The organism is Microbacterium sp. NPDC057659, assembly GCF_042799915.1.
In the GTDB taxonomy this organism is placed as follows: Bacteria; Actinomycetota; Actinomycetes; order Actinomycetales; family Microbacteriaceae; genus Microbacterium.
Genome location: NZ_JBHVHU010000001.1, coordinates 1,010,214 through 1,029,012, shown reverse-complemented (window position 1 = coordinate 1,029,012; position 18,799 = coordinate 1,010,214). Strand labels below are relative to the sequence as shown.

The 18,799-nt window shown below is 70.9% G+C and carries 17 protein-coding genes; 9 read left to right on the top strand and 8 right to left on the bottom strand.

Annotation, left to right across the window (positions count from 1 at the left end; all coding sequences use genetic code 11):
• Positions 1-105: 105 nt before the first annotated feature.
• The gene (locus ACFVAE_RS04950) at positions 106-312 is read left to right on the top strand and encodes a DUF3499 family protein (RefSeq protein ID WP_378888576.1); all 207 of its coding nucleotides are present in this window, start codon (positions 106-108) and stop codon (positions 310-312) included.
• 19 nt (positions 313-331) lie between these two features.
• On the opposite strand, the gene ACFVAE_RS04945 is transcribed toward ACFVAE_RS04950, so the two are convergent.
• The gene (locus tag ACFVAE_RS04945; protein ID WP_378888574.1) at positions 332-1,141 is read right to left on the bottom strand and encodes an RDD family protein; all 810 of its coding nucleotides are present in this window, start codon (positions 1,139-1,141) and stop codon (positions 332-334) included.
• Between the two features lie 16 nt (positions 1,142-1,157).
• Between ACFVAE_RS04945 and ACFVAE_RS04940 the strand changes: the two genes are divergently transcribed.
• The gene (locus ACFVAE_RS04940; RefSeq protein ID WP_378888571.1) at positions 1,158-2,153 is read left to right on the top strand and encodes a stage II sporulation protein M; all 996 of its coding nucleotides are present in this window, start codon (positions 1,158-1,160) and stop codon (positions 2,151-2,153) included.
• A gap of 61 nt (positions 2,154-2,214) precedes the next feature.
• On the opposite strand, the gene aqpZ is transcribed toward ACFVAE_RS04940, so the two are convergent.
• Positions 2,215-2,970 carry an aquaporin Z gene (gene aqpZ, locus ACFVAE_RS04935; protein WP_378888568.1) on the bottom strand — a complete coding sequence of 252 codons (756 nt, stop codon included), beginning with the start codon at positions 2,968-2,970 and terminating at the stop codon, positions 2,215-2,217.
• Between the two features lie 155 nt (positions 2,971-3,125).
• On the opposite strand from aqpZ, the gene ACFVAE_RS04930 reads away from it, so the two are divergent.
• Positions 3,126-3,557, top strand: a complete 432-nt coding sequence (locus tag ACFVAE_RS04930) for a Fur family transcriptional regulator (RefSeq protein ID WP_378888566.1) — start codon at positions 3,126-3,128, stop codon at positions 3,555-3,557.
• Between the two features lie 33 nt (positions 3,558-3,590).
• Entirely contained in the window at positions 3,591-5,798 is a 2,208-nt protein-coding gene (gene katG / locus ACFVAE_RS04925) for a catalase/peroxidase HPI (RefSeq protein ID WP_378888563.1), read from the top strand.
• A 145-nt stretch (positions 5,799-5,943) separates the two neighbouring features.
• Here katG and ACFVAE_RS04920 read toward each other — a convergent pair whose 3' ends face one another.
• The 5 genes from ACFVAE_RS04920 to ACFVAE_RS04900 all read right to left on the bottom strand — a co-directional run bounded on the left by ACFVAE_RS04920 (position 5,944) and on the right by ACFVAE_RS04900 (position 11,563).
• Positions 5,944-7,251, bottom strand: coding sequence for a DUF58 domain-containing protein (locus ACFVAE_RS04920; protein ID WP_378888561.1), 1,308 nt, complete (start codon positions 7,249-7,251; stop codon positions 5,944-5,946).
• A 17-nt stretch (positions 7,252-7,268) separates the two neighbouring features.
• Positions 7,269-8,192 carry an AAA family ATPase gene (locus tag ACFVAE_RS04915; protein WP_378890489.1) on the bottom strand — a complete coding sequence of 308 codons (924 nt, stop codon included), beginning with the start codon at positions 8,190-8,192 and terminating at the stop codon, positions 7,269-7,271.
• A gap of 97 nt (positions 8,193-8,289) precedes the next feature.
• Positions 8,290-9,555 (bottom strand): DUF4350 domain-containing protein, encoded by a 1,266-nt coding sequence (locus ACFVAE_RS04910; RefSeq protein WP_378888558.1) that lies wholly within the window; start codon positions 9,553-9,555, stop codon positions 8,290-8,292.
• On the bottom strand, positions 9,552-10,181 hold the full coding sequence (locus ACFVAE_RS04905; RefSeq protein WP_378888556.1) for a DUF4129 domain-containing protein: 630 nt from the start codon (positions 10,179-10,181) through the stop codon (positions 9,552-9,554). Before ACFVAE_RS04905 ends, ACFVAE_RS04910 begins: the two co-directional genes overlap by 4 nt.
• 11 nt (positions 10,182-10,192) lie before the next feature.
• Positions 10,193-11,563: a hypothetical protein gene (locus ACFVAE_RS04900; RefSeq protein WP_378888554.1), complete on the bottom strand. Its 1,371-nt coding sequence runs from the start codon at positions 11,561-11,563 to the stop codon at positions 10,193-10,195.
• A gap of 257 nt (positions 11,564-11,820) precedes the next feature.
• Here ACFVAE_RS04900 and mtrA point away from each other — a divergent pair, with 257 nt between their 5' ends.
• The 5 genes from mtrA to hpf all read left to right on the top strand — a co-directional run bounded on the left by mtrA (position 11,821) and on the right by hpf (position 17,394).
• The gene (gene mtrA, locus ACFVAE_RS04895) at positions 11,821-12,501 is read left to right on the top strand and encodes an MtrAB system response regulator MtrA (RefSeq protein WP_236124155.1); all 681 of its coding nucleotides are present in this window, start codon (positions 11,821-11,823) and stop codon (positions 12,499-12,501) included.
• Positions 12,502-12,511: 10 nt separating this feature from the next.
• The gene (gene mtrB, locus ACFVAE_RS04890) at positions 12,512-14,182 is read left to right on the top strand and encodes an MtrAB system histidine kinase MtrB (protein ID WP_378888551.1); all 1,671 of its coding nucleotides are present in this window, start codon (positions 12,512-12,514) and stop codon (positions 14,180-14,182) included.
• Positions 14,179-15,885, top strand: coding sequence for an LpqB family beta-propeller domain-containing protein (locus ACFVAE_RS04885; RefSeq protein WP_378888548.1), 1,707 nt, complete (start codon positions 14,179-14,181; stop codon positions 15,883-15,885). Before mtrB ends, ACFVAE_RS04885 begins: the two co-directional genes overlap by 4 nt.
• Before the next feature lie 88 nt (positions 15,886-15,973).
• A complete protein-coding gene (locus ACFVAE_RS04880) occupies positions 15,974-16,645 on the top strand; it encodes a ComF family protein (protein ID WP_378888546.1) in 672 nt (223 codons plus the stop codon).
• Between the two features lie 89 nt (positions 16,646-16,734).
• On the top strand, positions 16,735-17,394 hold the full coding sequence (hpf, locus tag ACFVAE_RS04875) for a ribosome hibernation-promoting factor, HPF/YfiA family (protein ID WP_378888544.1): 660 nt from the start codon (positions 16,735-16,737) through the stop codon (positions 17,392-17,394).
• Between the two features lie 56 nt (positions 17,395-17,450).
• Here the strand turns inward: hpf and ACFVAE_RS04870 are convergent, their stop codons facing one another.
• The gene (locus ACFVAE_RS04870) at positions 17,451-18,785 is read right to left on the bottom strand and encodes a hypothetical protein (protein WP_378888542.1); all 1,335 of its coding nucleotides are present in this window, start codon (positions 18,783-18,785) and stop codon (positions 17,451-17,453) included.
• Between the last annotated feature and the right edge of the window lie 14 nt (positions 18,786-18,799).

Sequence of the window (18,799 nt, the reverse complement as noted above, 5' to 3'; positions counted from 1 at the left end):
GGCAAGTCTATCCGCGGGGTGCCGTGCGGGAGCGAGGCCGCTGAGACTCCAGCTCACCGCGCGGCGTCCCCGGGTAGCGCGTCGCGCACGCGTAGCCTGAGGGAGATGGACGGACGACTGTGCTCGAAGGTGGGCTGCGCGCGCGAAGCGGTCGCGACCCTGACGTACGACTACGGCGACCAGATGGCCGCGCTCGGACCGCTCGGGCCCGCAGGGCATCCGCATGCGCACGACCTGTGCGGGCCGCACTCCGACCGGCTCTCCGTGCCTGCCGGGTGGCTCGTCGTTCGGCACGAGGCGCTGCGCGCCTGACCGGGCCCGCAGCGGTGGGTCAGACCCGCACGCGCCGTCCGGTGAGTCGCTCGGCGCGGTCATCGGCGAGCGCGAGTGCGCGCGTCTCCCGGGTGCGACGCACGGCGGTGATCGCGACCAGCAGAGTCTCCGAGGGGACGGGCGGGATCGGCGAGACGAACGGCGCCGCCTCCGCCGCGAGTTCGTCCGCGAGGCGCACGCGGGCCGCAGGGCTGAGCATCGCCGCGCTGGAGAGGAACTGGGAGATGCGCCGCGCGAGCCGATCCGGCAGCTTCGCGACGTCTGCGACGCGCGCCCATTCCGACATCCCCTGCGGAAGCATCGGCGGGAGGGTCACCAGCGCAGGCACGCGCACGCGCTGACTGTAGGTGCCTGCGACCAGGTCTCCGAGGCGCTGCGACCGCGGTGTGAGCGCGCCGGTGATGATCGCGACGCTGCCGAGCGTCATGTACACCTCGAGGACGCCGAGCAGGCCGCGGATGAAGGAGTGGCGGAACCCGATCGCGCCACCGTCGACCCGCACGATGCGGCCGCCGACCGCCAGCTTGCCGAGGCTCCTCCCGCGCATCGCGACCTCGACGGTGACCGGCAGCACCAGGAAGCTGATCACGATCGCGGCGACCTGGTAGATGCGCGCGGTCGCATCGTCGAACACCCCGATCTCGCCGAGCCAGATGCCGAGGAAGACGAAGGCGAGGTACACGGCGAAGCCGATCAGCATGTCGATGATCGCACCAGCTGCACGCAGGATGAAGCCGATCGGCTGTGCGTCGATGGCGACCGCTTCGCCGGACAGGATCTCCTCGGACGCGTCGATCGGCAGGGACATGAGTACAGTAAATCAGGTGGATGCCGATGCCCTCGCCGATGCGCGCCGCCAGGAGTGGGACGCCCTCGACCGGCTGAGCCGCACCCGTCATCTGGACGGCGCGGGGGTCGACGAGCTGATCGTGCGTTACCGCGCGGCGTCGGCCGATCTCGCCGAGCTGAAGACGTCGGTGGGGGAGTCGCCGCAGAGCGCCTACCTGTCCACCGTGCTCGGCGCCGGCAGATTGCGCCTGACCGGGGCATCCGACGGCGTGCTCGCGCAGGTGAGCAGGTTCTTCGGATCCCAGTTGCCCGCAGCACTGTACCGGGTGCGGTGGACGACGCTCGTCATCGCGGTCGGGTTCGTTCTCATCGCCGCCGTTGTGGCCGCGTGGGCGGCATCCGATCCGGCGCTGGTGGCGACGCTCGGCCCTCCGGATCTGCTCAAGCAGTACGCCGAGGAGGACTTCACCGGCTACTACACCGAGAATCCGGCGGCGGAGTTCGCCGGGATGGTGTGGACCAACAATGCCTGGATCGCGCTGCAGTGCGTGCTCTTCGGGATCACCGGCATCTGGCCGCTGTACATGATGGTGCAGAACGCGGTGAGCATCGGCATCGCCGCCGCGGTGATGGCCGCGCACGGCCGGCTCGACGTGATGGTGCTGTACATCCTTCCGCACGGGATGCTGGAGATGACGTGCATCTTCGTGGCCGGCGCCGCCGGGCTGCACATCTTCTGGGCCTGGGTCGCCCCAGGGCGGCGTACGCGCGCCGAGGCGCTCGCGACCGAGGGGCGGTCGCTCGCCACGGTGGCGATCGGCCTGATCTTCGCGCTCTTCCTATCGGGGCTCGTGGAGGGTTTCGTCACCGGCTGGGGTCTGCCCTGGCCGGTCAAGCTCGGCATCGGCGCCGCGGCGCTCGGCGTCTTCCTGGTCTACATGCTCGTGGTGGGTGGTCGTGCGGTCCGCCGAGGCGAGACCGGCGACCTGGTCGAGTACGAGGCGGGAACCCCGCGCCTGGTCGCCGGCTGACCGCAGCCGGCACGAAGAAGGGGCCGGCGCGATGCGCCGACCCCTCGATGATCCGTGCGGATCAGATCTTCTGCGTGGCGTCGAACAGGGCCTTGTAGGCGAAGCCCGCCAGCAGAGCGCCGACGATGGGGAACACCAGGAACACCCACAGCTGGCCGAGCGGGCCGACGCCGCCGTAGATCGCCGCGGCGATCGAGCGGGCCGGGTTGACCGAGGTGTTGTCCACCGGGATCGAGATCAGGTGGATGAGGGTCAGCGACAGGCCGATCGCGAGTCCGGCGAGCTTCGTGCCGCGCTGGGGGTGCGTGGTGCCGAGGATCACCAGGACGAAGACTCCGGTGAGGATGATCTCGATGATGATCGCGGCCGGAAGCCCGAACCCGCCGGGGGAGTGCTCGTCCCAGCCGTTGCTGGCGAAACCGGCGTCCTGCGCGCCGGCGAGCCAGCCCTCGGGGCCGAACATGCCGATCAGCACGAGGAACGTGGAGGCGATGGCGCCGCCGACGATCTGCGTGATGATGTACGGCACGACATCCCGCCAGGGGATGCGACCGGCCGCGGCGACGCCGAGCGTGACGGCGGGGTTGAAGTGACCGCCGGAGATGGGGCCGAAGGCGTAGGCGCCGACGAGCACCGTGAGGCCGAACGCCAGGGCCACCGGGAGGTAGACCCCGGCGTTGGGCGAGGGGTCGGTGTACAGGTTCGAGGCGAACACTGCGGTGCCGACGCCGCCGAAGACCAGGAGGAACGTTCCGAAGCCCTCTGCGGCGAGTTTCGCGCCGAGCGTGGGAGTCGCCGGGGACGGGGAATCAGTCATTTTCTCTGTCCTTACCTTGTGGAAGCCACGGCGGTTGCCGGACTTTCACATGATTCCGCACTCTCAGCGAATGCACAGCCGGGACACGCCGCCGGGCGACACGCCCGCCGGATCGCCCCTTTCTTGAATCAATCAAAACAGCTAAACTGTGGAGCATGTCCGTCCCCCTCGCCGCCGCCGACATCGCGATCCGTGGCGCGGGCCTTCGGATCACCGATTCTCGTCGAGCCGTGTACGACGCGCTCCGCGACCACCCGCATGCCAGTGCCGACGAGGTGCACGAGAAGGTGCGACTGCACGTCGACTCGACCAGCATGCAGTCCGTCTACAACGCGCTCGGCGACTTCGCCGCGGCGGGTCTGGTGCGCCGCATCGAACCCGCCGGGCACCCGATGCTCTTCGAGCTGCGGGTCGACGACAACCATCATCATCTGGTGTGCACAGGCTGCGGCGCCGTCGAGGACGTCGACTGCGCCATCGGCTCCGCACCGTGCCTCACGCCCTCGGACGACCGAGGCTTCACCATCTCCTCGGCCGAAGTGACGTACTGGGGGCTGTGCTCCCGTTGCGTGCTGGACCGCGACTGAACCAACCACGACCGCACACGAAGAAGGAAAGCAATGACTGACGTGACTCAGACCGAAGCCGCCGCCGACGGCTGCCCGGTGATCCACCAGCCGAAGGGTGCCGCGGGCGGCGCAGGAAACCGCCAGTGGTGGCCGAACCAGCTGAACATCAAGGTGCTGGCGAAGAACAATGAGAAGCGGAACCCGCTCGAGGGCGACTTCGACTACAAGGCCGCATTCGAGGCTCTCGACCTCGATGCCGTCAAGGCCGACATCGCCGCAACGCTGACCACCTCGCAGGACTGGTGGCCGGCGGACTTCGGCAACTACGGCCCGCTCATCATCCGCATGGCGTGGCACAGCGCGGGCACCTACCGCGTGACCGACGGCCGCGGCGGTGGCGGAACCGGCCAGCAGCGCTTCGCTCCGCTGAACAGCTGGCCCGACAACGTCAATCTCGACAAGGCCCGCCGCCTGCTCTGGCCCGTCAAGAAGAAGTACGGCCAGTCGATCTCATGGGGCGACCTGATGATCCTCGCCGGCAACGTCGCGCTCGAGACGATGGGCTTCAAGACCTTCGGCTTCGCCGGCGGACGCGTGGATGTCTGGGAGCCCGACGAGGAGATCTTCTGGGGCCCCGAGGCGGAGTGGCTCGCCAACAAGCGCTACACCGGTGAGCGCGACCTGGACAAGCCGCTCGCGGCCACCCAGATGGGCCTCATCTACGTCAACCCGGAGGGCCCGGACGGCAACCCCGACCCGCTGCTCGCCGCGATCGACATTCGCGAGACCTTCGCCCGCATGGCGATGAACGACGAGGAGACCGTCGCGCTGATCGCCGGCGGCCACACCTTCGGCAAGACGCACGGCGCAGCGCCCGACAGCAACGTCGGCCCGGATCCCGAGGACGCTCCCATCGAGCAGCAGGGCCTGGGGTGGAAGGGGTCCTTCGGCACCGGCAAGGGCGACGACCAGATCGGCTCCGGCCTCGAGGTCACCTGGACCTACCACCCCACCCGTTGGGACAACGAGTTCTTCCACATCCTGTACGCGTACGAGTGGGAGAAGTTCGAGAGCCCGGCCGGTGCGCAGCAGTGGCGTCCGAAGAACGGCGCCGGCGCCGACATGGTTCCGCTCGCCCACTCGGACGGTCGTCGCGAGCCGCGCATGCTGACCACCGACCTCTCGCTGCGCTACGACCCGATCTACGGTCCGATCTCGGCGAAGTTCCGTGACGACCCCGACGCGTTCGCCGACGCCTTCGCGCGCGCCTGGTTCAAGCTCACCCACCGTGACATGGGCCCGCTGGCCCGCTACCTGGGCGCCGAGGTGCCCGAGGAGAAGCTGATCTGGCAGGACGTCGTCCCGGCGGTCGATCACGAGCTGATCGACGATGCGGATGCCGCGGCGCTGAAGCAGCAGGTGCTCGACAGCGAGCTGACCGTCTCCGAGCTGGTCGCGACCACCTGGGCCGCGGCATCGACCTTCCGCGGCAGCGACAAGCGCGGTGGCGTCAACGGTGCCCGCATCCGCCTCGCCCCGCAGAAGGACTGGGAGGCCAACAACCCGGCGCGCCTGCAGAAGGTGCTCGGCGTGCTCGAGGGCATCCAGGCATCCTTCAACGCAGCACAGACCGGCGGCAAGCAGGTCTCGCTGGCCGACCTGATCGTTCTCGCCGGAAACGCGGCCGTCGAGCAGGCCGCGCGCCAGGGCGGCGTCGAGGTCACCGTGCCGTTCCACCCCGGACGCACGGACGCCACCCAGGAGCAGACCGACGTCGAGTCGTTCAGCTACCTGGAGCCGGTTGCCGACGGCTTCCGCAACTACCAGGGTCCGCTCGCTGAGCAGCCCGCCGAGTTCCACCTGCTGGACAGGGCGAGCCTGCTCACGCTGACCGCGCCCGAGACGACCGTGCTCGTCGGAGGCCTGCGCGCCCTCGGCGCGAACTGGGACGGTTCGGAGTACGGCGTGTTCACCTCGCGTCCCGGCGTGCTGTCGAACGACGTGTTCGTGAACCTGCTCGACCTCGGCACCACCTGGACGCCGCTGGACCCGGGCTCGCACGCCTTCGAGGGCCGCAAGGACGGCTCGGGCGAGCTGGTCGGCCGCGGCACCCGCGTCGACCTGCTGTTCGGCTCGAACTCCGAGCTGCGCGCGCTGGCCGAGGTGTACGCCTCGGATGACGCGAACGCGAAGTTCGTCCGCGACTTCGCCGCAGCCTGGGGCAAGGTCACCGAGCTGGACCGCTTCGACCTGGTCTGAGTCCCGCTCTGAACGGCCCCTGCACCGTGCCCCGGCACGGTGCAGGGGCCGTTCCCCTGTCTGCACTCGCGGATGGCGGACGGATCCGGTGTGCCGTCCGGCATCCGATGTTCGGTCCGCCGGCTGCGGAGCCGGATGCCGGGGGTCAGAGCCGGCCGGCGGCCTTCAGCTCGAGGTAACGGTCCGCGATGCGAGGGGGCAGTGCCTCCGGGTCGGCGGCGATCGCCTCGCCGCCGGCGCGGCGAACAGCATCCGCCACGTTCTCCGCGTCGCGCAACGTGCGCTCCGCCGCGGCGGCGAGATAGACCTCGGCGCGGGAGTCGCGCTGCCGCGCCAGCCGGGCGATGCCGTCGTCGGTCGTCGAACCGACCAGCACGGTCGTCGCGCGGGACGCCTGCGGGAACGCGCCGAGGAACCCGCGCGCCGATTCTGCGGCATCCTGCGCGGTGAGGACGACGATCAGGGAGGGGCGCGTGGTCATCGAGCGGATCGCCGCGAACGCGCTCGGCCAGTCGGTGTCGATCAACTGCGCGTGCACCGGGGCCATCGCGTCGCTGAGCGCCGGCAGCAGGGGCGCGCCGTCGACGCCGGTGACCCGTGCCCTGGCGATCCGGTCGTACATCAGCAGATGCACATGGTCGCCGGCGCGGTTCGCGAGTGCCGCCAGCAGCAGGGCGGCCTCGAGCGAGGCATCGAGCCTGGTGCCGTCGCCGACGCGGGCCGCTGCGGTGCGGCCGGTGTCGATCAGGATCACGACGTGCCGATCGCGCTCAGGGCGCCAGGTGCGCAGCATGGTGGTGCCCGCGCGCGCGGTGGCACGCCAGTCGATCGAGCGCACGTCGTCGCCGCGAACGTACTCGCGCAGCGAGTCGAACTCGGTGCCCTGGCCGCGGACCTGGATCGACGTGTTGCCGTCCAGCTCGCGCAACCGGGCCAGACGGGAGGGCAGATGCTTGCGCGAGGCGAATGCGGGCAGCACCCGGATCGCGCCGCGCACGTCGTGCCTCGCCTGACGACCGCCGAGGCCGAGTGGTCCGCGGGACCGGATGACGACGAACTCGCTGACGAGCTCGCCGCGGCGGCGCGGCAGCAGCGGCACCGCCGCACGACGCCGCTCTCCTGGCGGCACGACCAGGCGGGCGCGCTCGGTGGGGGCGCCGGCGGTCGGCTGCCAGGCATCCCGGACCAGCGCGTGCAGGGTGCGTCGTCCGGTGTTCTGCAGGGCGACACTCGCGGCGATAGGCTCGCCCATCCGCGCCCGCTCCGGCACGCGACGTGTGACGATCACCTGTCGCGCGCTCGCTGCGAGCAGCACGTCGAGCGAGATCAGCAGGACGCAGAGGGCGATCCACAGGCCGAACACCGGCCACGCCGGCGTGCCGGTCGCGCTCAGCAGCACGATCGGGATGACGCCGAACCCGACGAGGACGGCGAATCGTCCGGTGAAGAACACGGGCTCTCCTCCGCCGATCAGATCGGGACGCGGGTCTGCTGCACCACCGAGCCCAGCACGGCGTCGGGCGTCACACCCTCCATCTGCGCATCGGGGCGCAGCTGCAGGCGGTGCCGCCAGACCGGCATGAGCATGGTCTGCACGTGGTCGGGAGTGACCGCGGCGGAGGCGTTCAGCCAGGCCCAGGCCTTGGCCGCGGCGAGCAGCGCCGTGGCTGCGCGAGGGCTGGCGCCGAGCTCGACCGAGGGCGACTGGCGGGTGGCTCGGGCGAGATCGACCACGTAGCCCAGCACCTCGTCGGTGACCTGTACGCGGGCGGCGGCCTCCTGCGCGGCGCGGATCTCCTCCGCGGAGATGGCGGCCTCGACACCGCTGAGCAGACGCGGCGAGAAGCCGTCCGCGTGCAGGCGCAGCACCGAGACCTCGGCGTCGCGCTCGGGCATCCCGACGACCAGCTTCATCAGGAAGCGGTCCAGCTGAGCCTCCGGCAGGGTGTAGGTGCCCTCGTGCTCGACCGGGTTCTGGGTCGCGGCGACCAGGAACGGATCCGGCAGTGGCCGGCTGACGCCGTCGGCCGACACCTGGCGCTCCTCCATCGCCTCCAGTAGCGCGGCCTGGGTCTTCGGCGGGGTGCGGTTGATCTCGTCGGCGAGCAGGATGCTGGTGAACACGGGGCCCGGCCGGAATTCGAACTCGCCGGTGCGCGCGTCGTAGACCAGGGAGCCGGTCACGTCGCCGGGCATCAGGTCGGGGGTGAACTGCACCCGCTTGGTGTCCAGCCCCACGGCGCGAGCGAAGGAGCGCACCACGAGCGTCTTCGCGACGCCGGGCACGCCCTCGAGCAGCACGTGGCCGCGCGCGAGCAGGGCGACCAGCAGTCCGGTCACGGTGCCGGCCTGGCCGATCACGGCCTTGTCGACCTCGAGTCGCACGCGGTGCATGGCCTGGCGCAGAGCGGCGTCATCCGGCGCCACGGTGCTCTGGCCGGGCACGGTGTTCTGGCCAGGCACGCTGTTCTGGCCGGGCACAGTGTTCTGATCAGGCACGGTGTTCTCCTCGGTCACTGGTGTTCCTTCCGGATCGCGATGGGTCGTCGGGGTTCGGGGTGCGGACGTGGGGATGCAGCGCGGCGTCCACCGCGTCCTCCAACTCGGCGAGGCGGCGGGCCAGGTCGACGAGCTGCTGGTCGTCGGCCGGCGGGGGACCGCCGAGCAGATCCTGCAGGGAGCCGCGCGGGATGCGCAGCCGGTCGGATGCGGCGTCGGCGACCTCATGCGCCGAGACGCGGTCGCCCAGGGCGAGACGCTGCGCCAGCCTCCGCACGGTGCCCTCGCGGATCGCCTCTGCGGCGTGCGGGGCGTCCGCCGCCTTCGCGGTGAGCCGGGCGCGACCGTGCATCGTCTCGGAGGCGCGCACCGTCACCGGGAGCGTCTCGGCCACGAGCGGCCCGAACCGGCGCCCGCGCCAGAGGGCCGCGGCGAGGCCGGCCAGCAGCAGCATGAGGATGGCGGGCGTGACCCAGCCGGGCGTCAGCGAGCCGAGGGACTCCTGCGCCTCGCCGGTGATGTCGCTGTCGCCGGAGGACGGCACGTACCAGACCACGTGTCCGGTCTGGCCGAGCAGCGCGAGGCCGAGTGCGGCGTTGCCGTTCTGCGCGAGACGGTCGTTGGTGAACAGCACGGTGCCGTCCACGAGTGAGATGCGTTGCGACGAGGAGTAGTCGACGAGCACAGCCGCGTTCTCGTCCTGGTCTGTGAAGCACCCGGTCGTGTTCACGGACGGCGAGAACATCCGGCCCGGCAGGATCGTGCCCACCCTGGCGAACTCGGGGAGGTCGCAGGCCGCCGTGACCGGGCCAGACTCGCCGACGGCAGATTCTCCCAGCCGGAACAGCCGAAGCATACGCGCGCTGCCGGAGAGCAGGACGGTGCGCGGGGCATCTGCGACCAACGCCTGCACCGTCTCGTCGGTGAGGTACAGGGGGTCGGCCATCGCGAGTGTGGCGCCGTCGTCGAGGTGGCTGCGCACCTCGGCATAGGAGCGCACCACCGTGACGTCGATGCCCTGCTGTCGCAGAATCTCGGCCAGCGCGCGGGCGCCGACGTCGCCCGGACCCTCCGGATCGAGCATGGCGCCGACCGCGGGCGGCGTCGTCACCAGCCGCGCCGCGATCGCCGTGCCGCCGATCACCATCAGCGCGACGACGAGCCATCCGACCCACCGACGCCAGCGCCCGCGCGGGCGAGGTGCGGCGGTGGATTCCTCGAGCTCAGCGGTACTGGAGCCGTCTTCGAGCAGCGTCATGCCGGCACCGCCTCGGGGTGCAGGGCGGTGAGGCGCTCGTCGGTCGCGGCGATCGCGCGGTAATCCGCCTCATCGGCGGGCACCCGCAGGTATCGCACCCTGTCGAAGGAGGAGGCGGCGTCGTGCAGCGCGGCGCGCTCGGCGGGGAGCGTCGCGCCGGCGTCACGCGAGATCGCCTGCGCGGTCGCGCCCGGGGCGGGATCGATCAGATCGCGTTCGATGAGACCGCGGGCGAGCCCCCGGAAGCGCAGCGTGACCGCGGCATCCCAGTCGCCGTCTCGGGCCGCGCACTCCGCATCGGCGCGCAGCTGGGCGGCGGTCCTGTCGTCGGCCTCGCCGAGCAGCCGGGCGCCCCGGCGCACGGTGCGGGATGCCCGAGGGCGACCCCAGAGGATCAGCGCGACCACGAGCGCGGCGACGATGACCACCGCGATCAGGACGCCGGCGAAGGGCGCGATCGCGCCGGAGCCCTCGGGGTTGAACAGGCCGGCGAGGAATTCCAGGATCGCCCTGGACATCCGGTCGAACCAGCTCGGCTTCGCCGCCTCGTAGATCTGCTTGGAGAGCTCCTCCTGCGCCCAGCGTCGAGCCTCGTCCCCGTCGGGGACGTAGACATCGGTGCTCACGAGCGGCAGAATCATGCGCCGCCGCTCGGGGGAGCCCAGGGGCTGTCGGACGGCGGCGGCGGGACGGCCGTCGGCGGTGCGGGGGCGGGCGGTGCCGGCTGGACCGGCGGTGCGGGAGCGGGCGCAGGCTGCGGAGGCGCGGGCTGGTAGTACGGCGGATACGCCGGTGCCTGCGGCTGCCCGTACCCGTAGGGAGCGGCAGGGGAGGGAGCCTGCTGGGGCTGCACGTAACCGTACGGAGCCGTGGGCTGCGGGCCCTGCGCTGCATAGCTGTACTGCGGGGGCGCGTACGCGGGCGCCTGCGGCTTCTCCTTCGTCACGGCGCGGGACGGATCCACCGCGTAGGGGTCGCCGAGCTGCTCCTCCGACCAGCCGGCCGCACTTCGCTCCTGGTACGCGATCAGTGTCTGATCGAGTCCCTCGTAGCGCATCCGGGAGTCGATGTACACGAGTGTCGCACCCGTGCACTGCACGACCTGCCCGATCGCCTGGACGGCGAAGACCAGGAGCTGCGGCACCAGGACCGCCAGCACCATCACGACGATCTGCCCGACGCCGGGGTCGCCGGTGGGCGCCACGATGCCCATGACGATCGACGTGATGAGGGTGCCGGGCACGGACACCACGTTGGCGGCGACGCCCATGATCAGCGAGATCAGGAAGACGACGCCGAAGGCCACCCAGAACCGCCCGCGGGTGAGCCGCCACGAACGCGCCAGCGCGGTGCGCAGCGTCGCCCGCTCCAGCACCAGGATGCTGGGGACCAGCAGCAGCTTCGTGGAGAGCCAGACGAACAGCGGGATGCAGGCGATGCCGAGTGCGATGGTCAGGATGATCGTGAGCGCGGTGGCATCGGTGCCGGCCAGCCCCGCACCCGCCGCAACGGCGAAGATGGCGAAGCCGATGAGCGCGAAGGCGGCGCCGATGGCGAGACCCTGCAGCACTGCGTACAGCAGGAGCCGCCAGAACGAGGGCGCCATCCGCTTCCAGAGTGCGCGCAGCGTGCCCTGGCGCGAGAGCGCGGCGAGTGCGACGTCGGCGGCGACGATCCCCTGCAGCACGACGGCGACCGCGGCGGAGAGGAGCACTGCGAGGATGCCGAAGACGATGCTGAGGCCGACGGTGCCCGCCTGGATCGTGAGCGCGTCATCCGAACCGGGCTGCACGGTCTGCAGCCGCAGCACGCTGGCGGTGATGATCGCCCCGAGCACGATCAGAACGATGAGCAGGCTCAGCACCTGCACCACGACGGCGAATCCGAACAGCACCTTCGGATTGTGTCGCAGCGCCGCGAAGGCCCGTCCGAGCAGCATCCCGAAGGTCATCGGATGCAGCGGGATCGCCCCTCGTCTCGGTGCCGGTGTCCAGCCCTGACCGCTCACTCGCTTCCCCTCCCGCGCAGCTCTACAGCGTGCCGTCCCATCGTGGCACATGCGCGCAGGGCGGCGCCGATCGCGAGGCTCCGCGTCGCCTTCGACGGGGTCCGGCGCGTGCTCGGGAGACGCGCGCGACGCGGCGTGGAGGCGCGTCCAGGACGCACAGGGCAGGATTCAGTAAGCTGTGCGGAGGTGCGGTCATGCCGGGGTAGGGGCCTCGGAAGCCGCACGTAGCGGACAAAGATTGTTGAGGCTGGGCGGATATGACGTCACGCATCCTCGTGGTCGACGATGACACGGCGCTTGCCGAGATGATCGGCATCGTGCTGCGCACGGAAGGCTTCGAGCCGCTGTTCTGCGCTGACGGGGCGAAAGCGGTCGAGCAGTGGCGCAGCCAGCGCCCGGATCTCGTGCTGCTCGACCTGATGCTGCCGGGCATGGACGGAATCGAGATCTGCAGCCGCATCCGCGCCGAGTCCGGCGTGCCGATCATCATGCTCACCGCGCGCAGCGACACGGCCGACGTCGTGCGCGGACTCGAGGTGGGAGCGGACGACTACATGGTCAAGCCGTTCAACCCCAAAGAGCTGGTCGCCCGCATCCGAACCCGCCTGCGGCCGACCCCGCAGGCGACCACAGAGGTGCTGCGCGTCGGCGATCTCGTCGTCGATGTGGACGGTCACGAGGTGCGCCGCGGAACCACTCCGATCTCGCTCACACCGCTCGAGTTCCAGCTTCTCGTCGCGCTCGCCTCGAAGCCGCAGCAGGTGTTCTCCCGCGAGATGCTGCTCGAGCAGGTCTGGGGCTATCACTACAAGGCCGACACCCGTCTGGTCAACGTGCACGTGCAGCGACTGCGCGCCAAGGTCGAGCTCGACCCCGACAACCCGAAGATCGTGATGACGGTGCGGGGCGTGGGGTATCGGGCCGGGAGCGCCGGCTGAGGACCCTGCGATGACGGCGACGAGCGTGACGCCCGCTCCGGTCGCGTCATGGCGCGACTGGAGGAGCTGGCCGCGTTCGGTGGTGAGCCTGTGGCGCCGATCGATGCGGTTCCGCACGATCGCCGTCACGCTGCTGCTGACCTCGCTGGCGATCTTCATCACCTGCGTCGCGATGGCGCTGGTGATCCAGAACGATCTGTTCGAGTCGCGCAAGGACGACGCACTCGCGAAGGCGCAGCGTGCCGTCGCCCAGGCGCAGACAACGCTGGACAACAGCAACGTCGACGACGACCGCGCGGCGCTGCAGGCGTTGTGGCGCTCGGTGCAGACCGACCTGGCCCGCGCCGCAGCATCCGACATCATCACGGCGTCTCCGATCGAGACGGTCAACGGCGGGTTCATCCCGCCCGAGTTCCGCGCCGGAGGACTCTCGGTCGACATGCTCAGCGAGGGCCTGCGCAACCGGGTGGCCGACAAGGGAGACCGGCAGCAGTTCTGGCAGTCGATCGCGGTGCCCGCGACCGAGGGGAGCTCGCCCCCGGGGATCGTCGTCGGACAGCAGCTGCTGGTGCCGGGCAAGGCGGTGTACGAGCTCTACATCGCCTACGACCTGAGCGACTCCGACGAGACGCTGCTGTTCGTGCAGCGCACGCTGTGGCTCGCGGGCATCGCGCTGGTCGCCATCGTCGCGGCGATCTCGTGGCTGGTGCTGCGCGCGGTGTCGCTGCCGATCGTCGAGGCGTCCGAGACCAGTGCCCGGCTGGCCGCCGGTGATCTCGGCGTGCGGCTGCCGGTGCGCGGTGAGGACGAACTGGCGGTGCTGGCGCGCTCGTTCAACGCGATGGCGGACAGCATCGAGGCGCAGATCAAGGAGCTCGGGGAGCTCTCGCTGGTGCAGCAGCGATTCGTGTCCGACGTCTCGCACGAGCTCCGCACACCTCTGACCACCATCCGCCTGGCGGCCGACATGATCAACGACCAGAAGGGCGATTTCGAGCCGACCACCGCCCGCACCGCCGAACTGCTGCACACTCAGGTGCAGCGCTTCGACACGCTGCTGGCCGACCTGCTCGAGATCAGCAGATACGACGCCGGCTCGGTGCAGCTCGAGGTGGAGGCGACGGGCCTCGCACAGGTCGCCGAGGAGATCGTCGACCAGATGCGCCCGCTCGCCGAGCAGCACGGCGTAGAGCTCAGGCTGGTGGCGCCGGGCGGATACTCCCCGGTCGACATGGATCCGCGTCGCGTGCGCCGGGTGCTGCGCAATCTGGTGGGCAACGCCATCGAGCACGGCGAGGGCCGGCCGATCGTCGTCACGGTCGACAGCAATCAGCATGCCGTCGCCGCCGGCGTGCGCGACTTCGGGCTGGGGATGCGGCCGGAGGACGCACAGCGGGTGTTCGACCGCTTCTGGCGTGCCGACCCCTCGCGCAAGCGCACGATCGGGGGCACCGGACTCGGTCTCTCGATCGCGCTCGGTGACGCGCGGCTGCACGGCGGAACTCTCGAGGTGTGGTCGGAGCTCGGGGTCGGGACGAACTTCGTCCTCACCGTCCCGCGGCATCCGGGGGAGCTGAGCGGGCCGAGCCCCGTTCCTCTCGAACCGCAGGAGACGCTGTCCGAGATCGGTGCGCTGACGCAGCCGATCCCGACGGCGGATGCCGAAGGGGGCGACCGATGACACGGATGCGTGCACTCGCAGCGGGGCCGGTCGCGGCCGCGATGCTGCTGCTGGCGTCCTGCACCGGACTGCCGACCACCGGACCGGTCTCGGCCGGACTCGCGCTGGGCGAGAAGAACGATGCTCCTCCCTTCACCGAGTTCGCCGCGCGTCCCGCGGAGGGCGCCGGTCCGCAGGACATCGTGGAGGGCTTCCTCGATGCCGGCATCACGCCTCTCGACAACTGGGGCATCGCCAGGGAGTACCTCACCCCGAAGATGAGCGACGAGTGGTCGCCGGCCGTCGGCGTCACGATCGACACCTCGAGCGAGTCTCGGTCGATCACCGCGGTGGGCGATGTCGATGACAAGGACGCGACCAGTGCCGATGTGAGCGTGCAGCTCTCGCAGGTGGCGAACGTCGACGCCACGGGAGCGTACGCGCCCGACACCGGCAGCACCGCGCCGCTCACGTTCCATCTGACGCGCAAGAAGGGTGGCGAGTGGCGCATCTCGCAGGCGCCGGACGGCATCGTGCTCGACGCCGCCAACTTCCCGCTGGTGTTCCGCTCGTACTCGCTGCAGTACTTCGACCCGTCCTGGACGCATCTGGTCCCCGATGCGCGCTGGTACCCGCGCGGCCGGTCCACGGCGACGACCCTGACGCAGCAGGTGGTGTCGGGAGCACCGGCGCCGTGGCTGGCACCCGGCGTGCGCAATGCGTTCACGGACGAGGTCAGCCTGGCCCGCGGCGCCGTCGTGATCGACCAGTCCCAGGTGGCCGAGGTCGATCTGACCCGATCCGCGCTGGATCTGGACGCGACGACCCTGGCGCGGATGCGCACCCAGCTCGAAGCCACCCTCGCTCCGCTCGGCGTCGCCGAGGTGCGTTTCACCGTGGATCAGCGGCCGCTGGATGCCAGCACCGTGCAGGTGGAGCAGCCGGCGCCGGATGCAGGGACTCTGGTGCTCACGAAGGACGGGTTCGGCACCGCCGTGGGCGATCAGATCGTGCCCGTGGGTGACCTGAGCGCGCAGGTGAACAAGAACGCCGCCCGGCTGCGCGCCATCGACGTCGCCGCGGACGAGTCCGCGGGCGCGATGATGCTCGACGACGGGCACGTCTATCTCGCCACATCGGACAACACCGCGGAGCTGGACGCCAGGGCCGGGCTGATCGCCCCGAGCCTCGACACCTGGGAATACACCTGGACGGTCCCGCGCGGGACCCCGGGTGCGCTGCTGGCGATCGGCGCCGACGCAGTGCCGCACAAGATCGAGCGGGCGTGGCCCGGGGCGTCGGAGATCAGCGCGCTGCGGGTCTCGGCCGACGGTGCGCGGGTCACCGCGCTGGTCACCGTGGGCTCGCAGCGGCGGATCGTGGTGGCCGCGGTGATCAGGAACGACAAGGGCGTGCCGACCGGACTGGGCGAGATGCATGAGCTCGGCCGGTTCCCCTCCACCGCGCTCGGGCTGAGCTGGGTGGGTTCGGACGCCGTCGCGATCCTGACGTCGGCCGAGGAGCCCCACGTGCTCACCCAGCCGATCGGCGGACCCGCCGATTCCACATCGGCACCGGCGGGTCCGCGATCGATCTCGGGTGCGCGTGCCGTGTCCGGGGTGCGCATCCTCGCGACCGACGGCGTGGTGTTCGCGCAACGGGGCTCGACCTGGCAGGCGTCCATCGACGGCGTCCTGGTGCTGGGGACGCGCTCCGGCCAGTGACCCTCCCCAGTCCGCCGCAGGCGGCCGAGCGTGCACAGGCGCGCGGAAGCCGGACGGCCGCCGCTGCGCCGCGGGGCAGGATCGACGCATGCTCGCCGTCTGGATCGATCATGCCCGGCGCCTCGGCGCCGAGGCCCTCGCCTTCCTGCTCGCAGCAGACTGCCCCGGCTGCGACAGTCCGGGCAGCCTGCTGTGCCCGGACTGCGCGGATGCGCTGATCGCCCGCCCTGTGCGGCGCACCACCCCCGGCGGCGTGCAGGTGTGGGCGGCGCACGAGTTCGACTCCGTCGTCGCCCGCTGCATCCGCCGAGTGAAGGAGGACGGCCAGACCCTGCTCGTGCCGCCGCTCGGCGCGGCCCTGCGTGCCGCCCTCCCGCAGGAGCTCGACGGTGCGCTGTTCGTGCCCGTCCCCACGAGCCGGGCGGCCTTCCGCAGGCGCGGCTACCGCGTGCCGGAGGTGCTGCTGCGGGCGGCGGGACGTTCGCCGTGCCGGATGCTGGCGAGCACGGGCGCCCGCACCGACCAGCGGAGCCTCGGCCGCGCGGCGCGTGCACGGAACGTGCGGGGCAGCATGCGGGTGCGGCATCCGCTTCTCGGCCCTGCCGGAGCGGGAGCAGTGGTGATCGTGGACGACGTGGTCACCACCGGGGCCACGATCGACGAGGCCGCGCGGGTGCTCCGGCAGGCCGGACATCGGGTCCTCGGCGCGGTCGCGCTCGCCGCCACACCGAGCAGATCCGAACACGGGGTTAACGGGTAGTGACAACCGTCGATCTCGGCACTACGGTAGGGCACACAAGGCGACCACGGTCCGCCCTTGGCCGGGAGGACCGGGACAAGGAGGCAGGAATGGAAACGAGCATCGTCGGTGTCGGAGTGAGCATCTCCGATCGGTTCCGGACGGTTGTCGAGGAGAAGCTGGGACGCCTCCAACAGCTCGCGCCCAAGGCCCAGCGCATCGACGTCAAGGTCACCCACCGCGCGTATCGCAACGGGCGTGTTCCCGACGAGACCGTGGAGCTCACGCTCGTGAGCAGAGGCCCGGTCATCCGCGCAGAGGCCGTCGACGGCGACAAGTTCGTCGCCCTCGACCTGGCTGTCGACAAACTCGCCGAGCAGCTTCGCCGCGCGAAGGAGAAGCGAATCGACGGGCGTCAGCACCCGCGTGGGGCGCACTTCGAGAAGGGCAGCGGAGCGCTGGCCGGCATCGACGTGCAGCCCGCATCCGCAGACGTGCTCAAGGCCGTCGCGACCGGGGCAGTACCCGTCCAGGCGGAGGAGGACGAGGTCTACTCGCCCGTCGTCATCCGCACCAAGAACTTCGATGCGGAGTGGATGACGGTCGAGGAGGCCGTCGACCGCATGGAGCTGGTCGGACACGACTTCTTCCTGTTCGTCGATGCGAGCACCGACCACCCGAGCGTCGTGTACCGGCGCAAGGGCTGGGACTACGGTGTCATCTCGCTGACGACGCAGGCGCCGCCGTCGGAGGAGGCACTGGCGTCCTGAATCCGCAAGAGGCGGCCTTCCCGAACGGGGAGGCCGCCTCTTCCTGTGCGCGGAGGTCAGTCGAAGATGCCGTCCAGGATGCTGCCGATCACGAGACCGCCGAGGACGCCGCTGACGATGTCGCCGCCGCCCCCGCCGCGCCGGCCGCCGCCCCATCCGCCCTGTTGGTTCGGTCCGCCCCATCCGGCGTAGTCCTGCGGGCGCGCGGACTCGATGTCGCGCTGTGCGAGCTGCAGCGCCTCGGCGGCCAGCTGGCCGACGCGTCGTGCGGTGGAGAGCGCCTGTTCCCGGGTCTCCTCGGCGGGAAGCATGCCGGTCACGTCGATGCGCAGCCGCTCGGCCTCGGCGAAGCGGGTGCGCGCATCGGCGCCGATCCAGCCTCGGTGGCCCGAGATCAGCGGGCGCGCGATGCCGAGCTGGCGGTCGGCATCGTCGAGCGCGTGCTGCACCTGCTCGAGAGAGGGCAGCGGATGCTCCGCGCGGTACTGCGCAGCGGCGATCGCCTGGTCCAGGCCGGTGTTCGCCTCACGCAGGGCCGTGAGCTCGGTGAACGGGTCGTTGCGGGTTCCCGACGGCGGCAGGGCGGCGAGCGCCGCCTCCAGAGCGGATGCCGCAGTCTGCACCTCGCGGGTCTGCGGTGCCGATCGGTACGCGATCAGGTCTCCGCGCGAGTCGTCGACCACGGCGGCGAGGGTGGACTCGGCACGCAGCGCCTGGATCTCGAAGTCCTCCACGCCGTCGAGCACGGCGGATGCGCGGCGGATCGCCTCGGTCGCGGTCTCGAGGGCGAGGTTCGCCTCCTCGTTCTGCTTGGCCTCGCGGCGACGCTCGGACACCTCCGCTCCGTGCGTGGCGAAGGTCACGAGCTGCTCTGCCTCGGCGGGCGACGACGAGACGCGGCGCATCGCGGCATCCGAATAGCGCAGTGACAGGCGCTCCACGGTCGCTCGGGCCTGCGGGATGCGGGCGGCGAGGGACTCGGCGTCCCTGCGCAGCTGCGCGACGATCTCGGGGGAGCGGCGCACCAGAGCGACCTGCTCCGCGATGGCGGAGGTCTTCTCGTCGAGCAGCTCCTCAGCCCATTCGCACAGCTGCACGATCCGCGCGTTCCGGGTGCGCAGCTCGTCAGGGGTGTCCGGGATCTCGTCGTGGTTCAGCTGGTGCAGCTGGAAGGCCTCGCGCATGTGCGTGCGCACGGCGTCGAGAGCGTTGCTGAGGTCGGCGGTCATGGACTCGCCGAGCTCGGCCTGCGCGAAGACGAGCTCGTCCCCGGTCGTGCGGATGCGCTCATCCGCTTCGACGAGTGCCTGCTCCGCGCGACGCGCGAGATCGGCGTCCTGCGCGGCCAGCTCTTCCTGATCGCGTTTGCGCTTACCCCAGAATCCGGCCATTCCCCGATCCTACG

Excerpts from the sequence above, each read along its gene's own strand:
- ACFVAE_RS04950 (WP_378888576.1), top strand. The coding sequence starts at position 106 with ATGGACGGACGACTGTGCTCGAAGGTGGGCTGCGCGCGCGAAGCGGTC.
- ACFVAE_RS04945 (WP_378888574.1), bottom strand. The coding sequence starts at position 1,141 with ATGTCCCTGCCGATCGACGCGTCCGAGGAGATCCTGTCCGGCGAAGCG.
- aqpZ (WP_378888568.1), bottom strand. The coding sequence starts at position 2,970 with ATGACTGATTCCCCGTCCCCGGCGACTCCCACGCTCGGCGCGAAACTC.
- ACFVAE_RS04930 (WP_378888566.1), top strand. The coding sequence starts at position 3,126 with ATGTCCGTCCCCCTCGCCGCCGCCGACATCGCGATCCGTGGCGCGGGC.
- katG (WP_378888563.1), top strand. The coding sequence starts at position 3,591 with ATGACTGACGTGACTCAGACCGAAGCCGCCGCCGACGGCTGCCCGGTG.
- ACFVAE_RS04915 (WP_378890489.1), bottom strand. The coding sequence starts at position 8,192 with ATGCACCGCGTGCGACTCGAGGTCGACAAGGCCGTGATCGGCCAGGCC.
- ACFVAE_RS04910 (WP_378888558.1), bottom strand. The coding sequence starts at position 9,555 with ATGACGCTGCTCGAAGACGGCTCCAGTACCGCTGAGCTCGAGGAATCC.
- mtrA (WP_236124155.1), top strand. The coding sequence starts at position 11,821 with ATGACGTCACGCATCCTCGTGGTCGACGATGACACGGCGCTTGCCGAG.
- mtrB (WP_378888551.1), top strand. The coding sequence starts at position 12,512 with ATGACGGCGACGAGCGTGACGCCCGCTCCGGTCGCGTCATGGCGCGAC.
- ACFVAE_RS04885 (WP_378888548.1), top strand. The coding sequence starts at position 14,179 with ATGACACGGATGCGTGCACTCGCAGCGGGGCCGGTCGCGGCCGCGATG.
- ACFVAE_RS04880 (WP_378888546.1), top strand. The coding sequence starts at position 15,974 with ATGCTCGCCGTCTGGATCGATCATGCCCGGCGCCTCGGCGCCGAGGCC.
- hpf (WP_378888544.1), top strand. The coding sequence starts at position 16,735 with ATGGAAACGAGCATCGTCGGTGTCGGAGTGAGCATCTCCGATCGGTTC.
- ACFVAE_RS04870 (WP_378888542.1), bottom strand. The coding sequence starts at position 18,785 with ATGGCCGGATTCTGGGGTAAGCGCAAACGCGATCAGGAAGAGCTGGCC.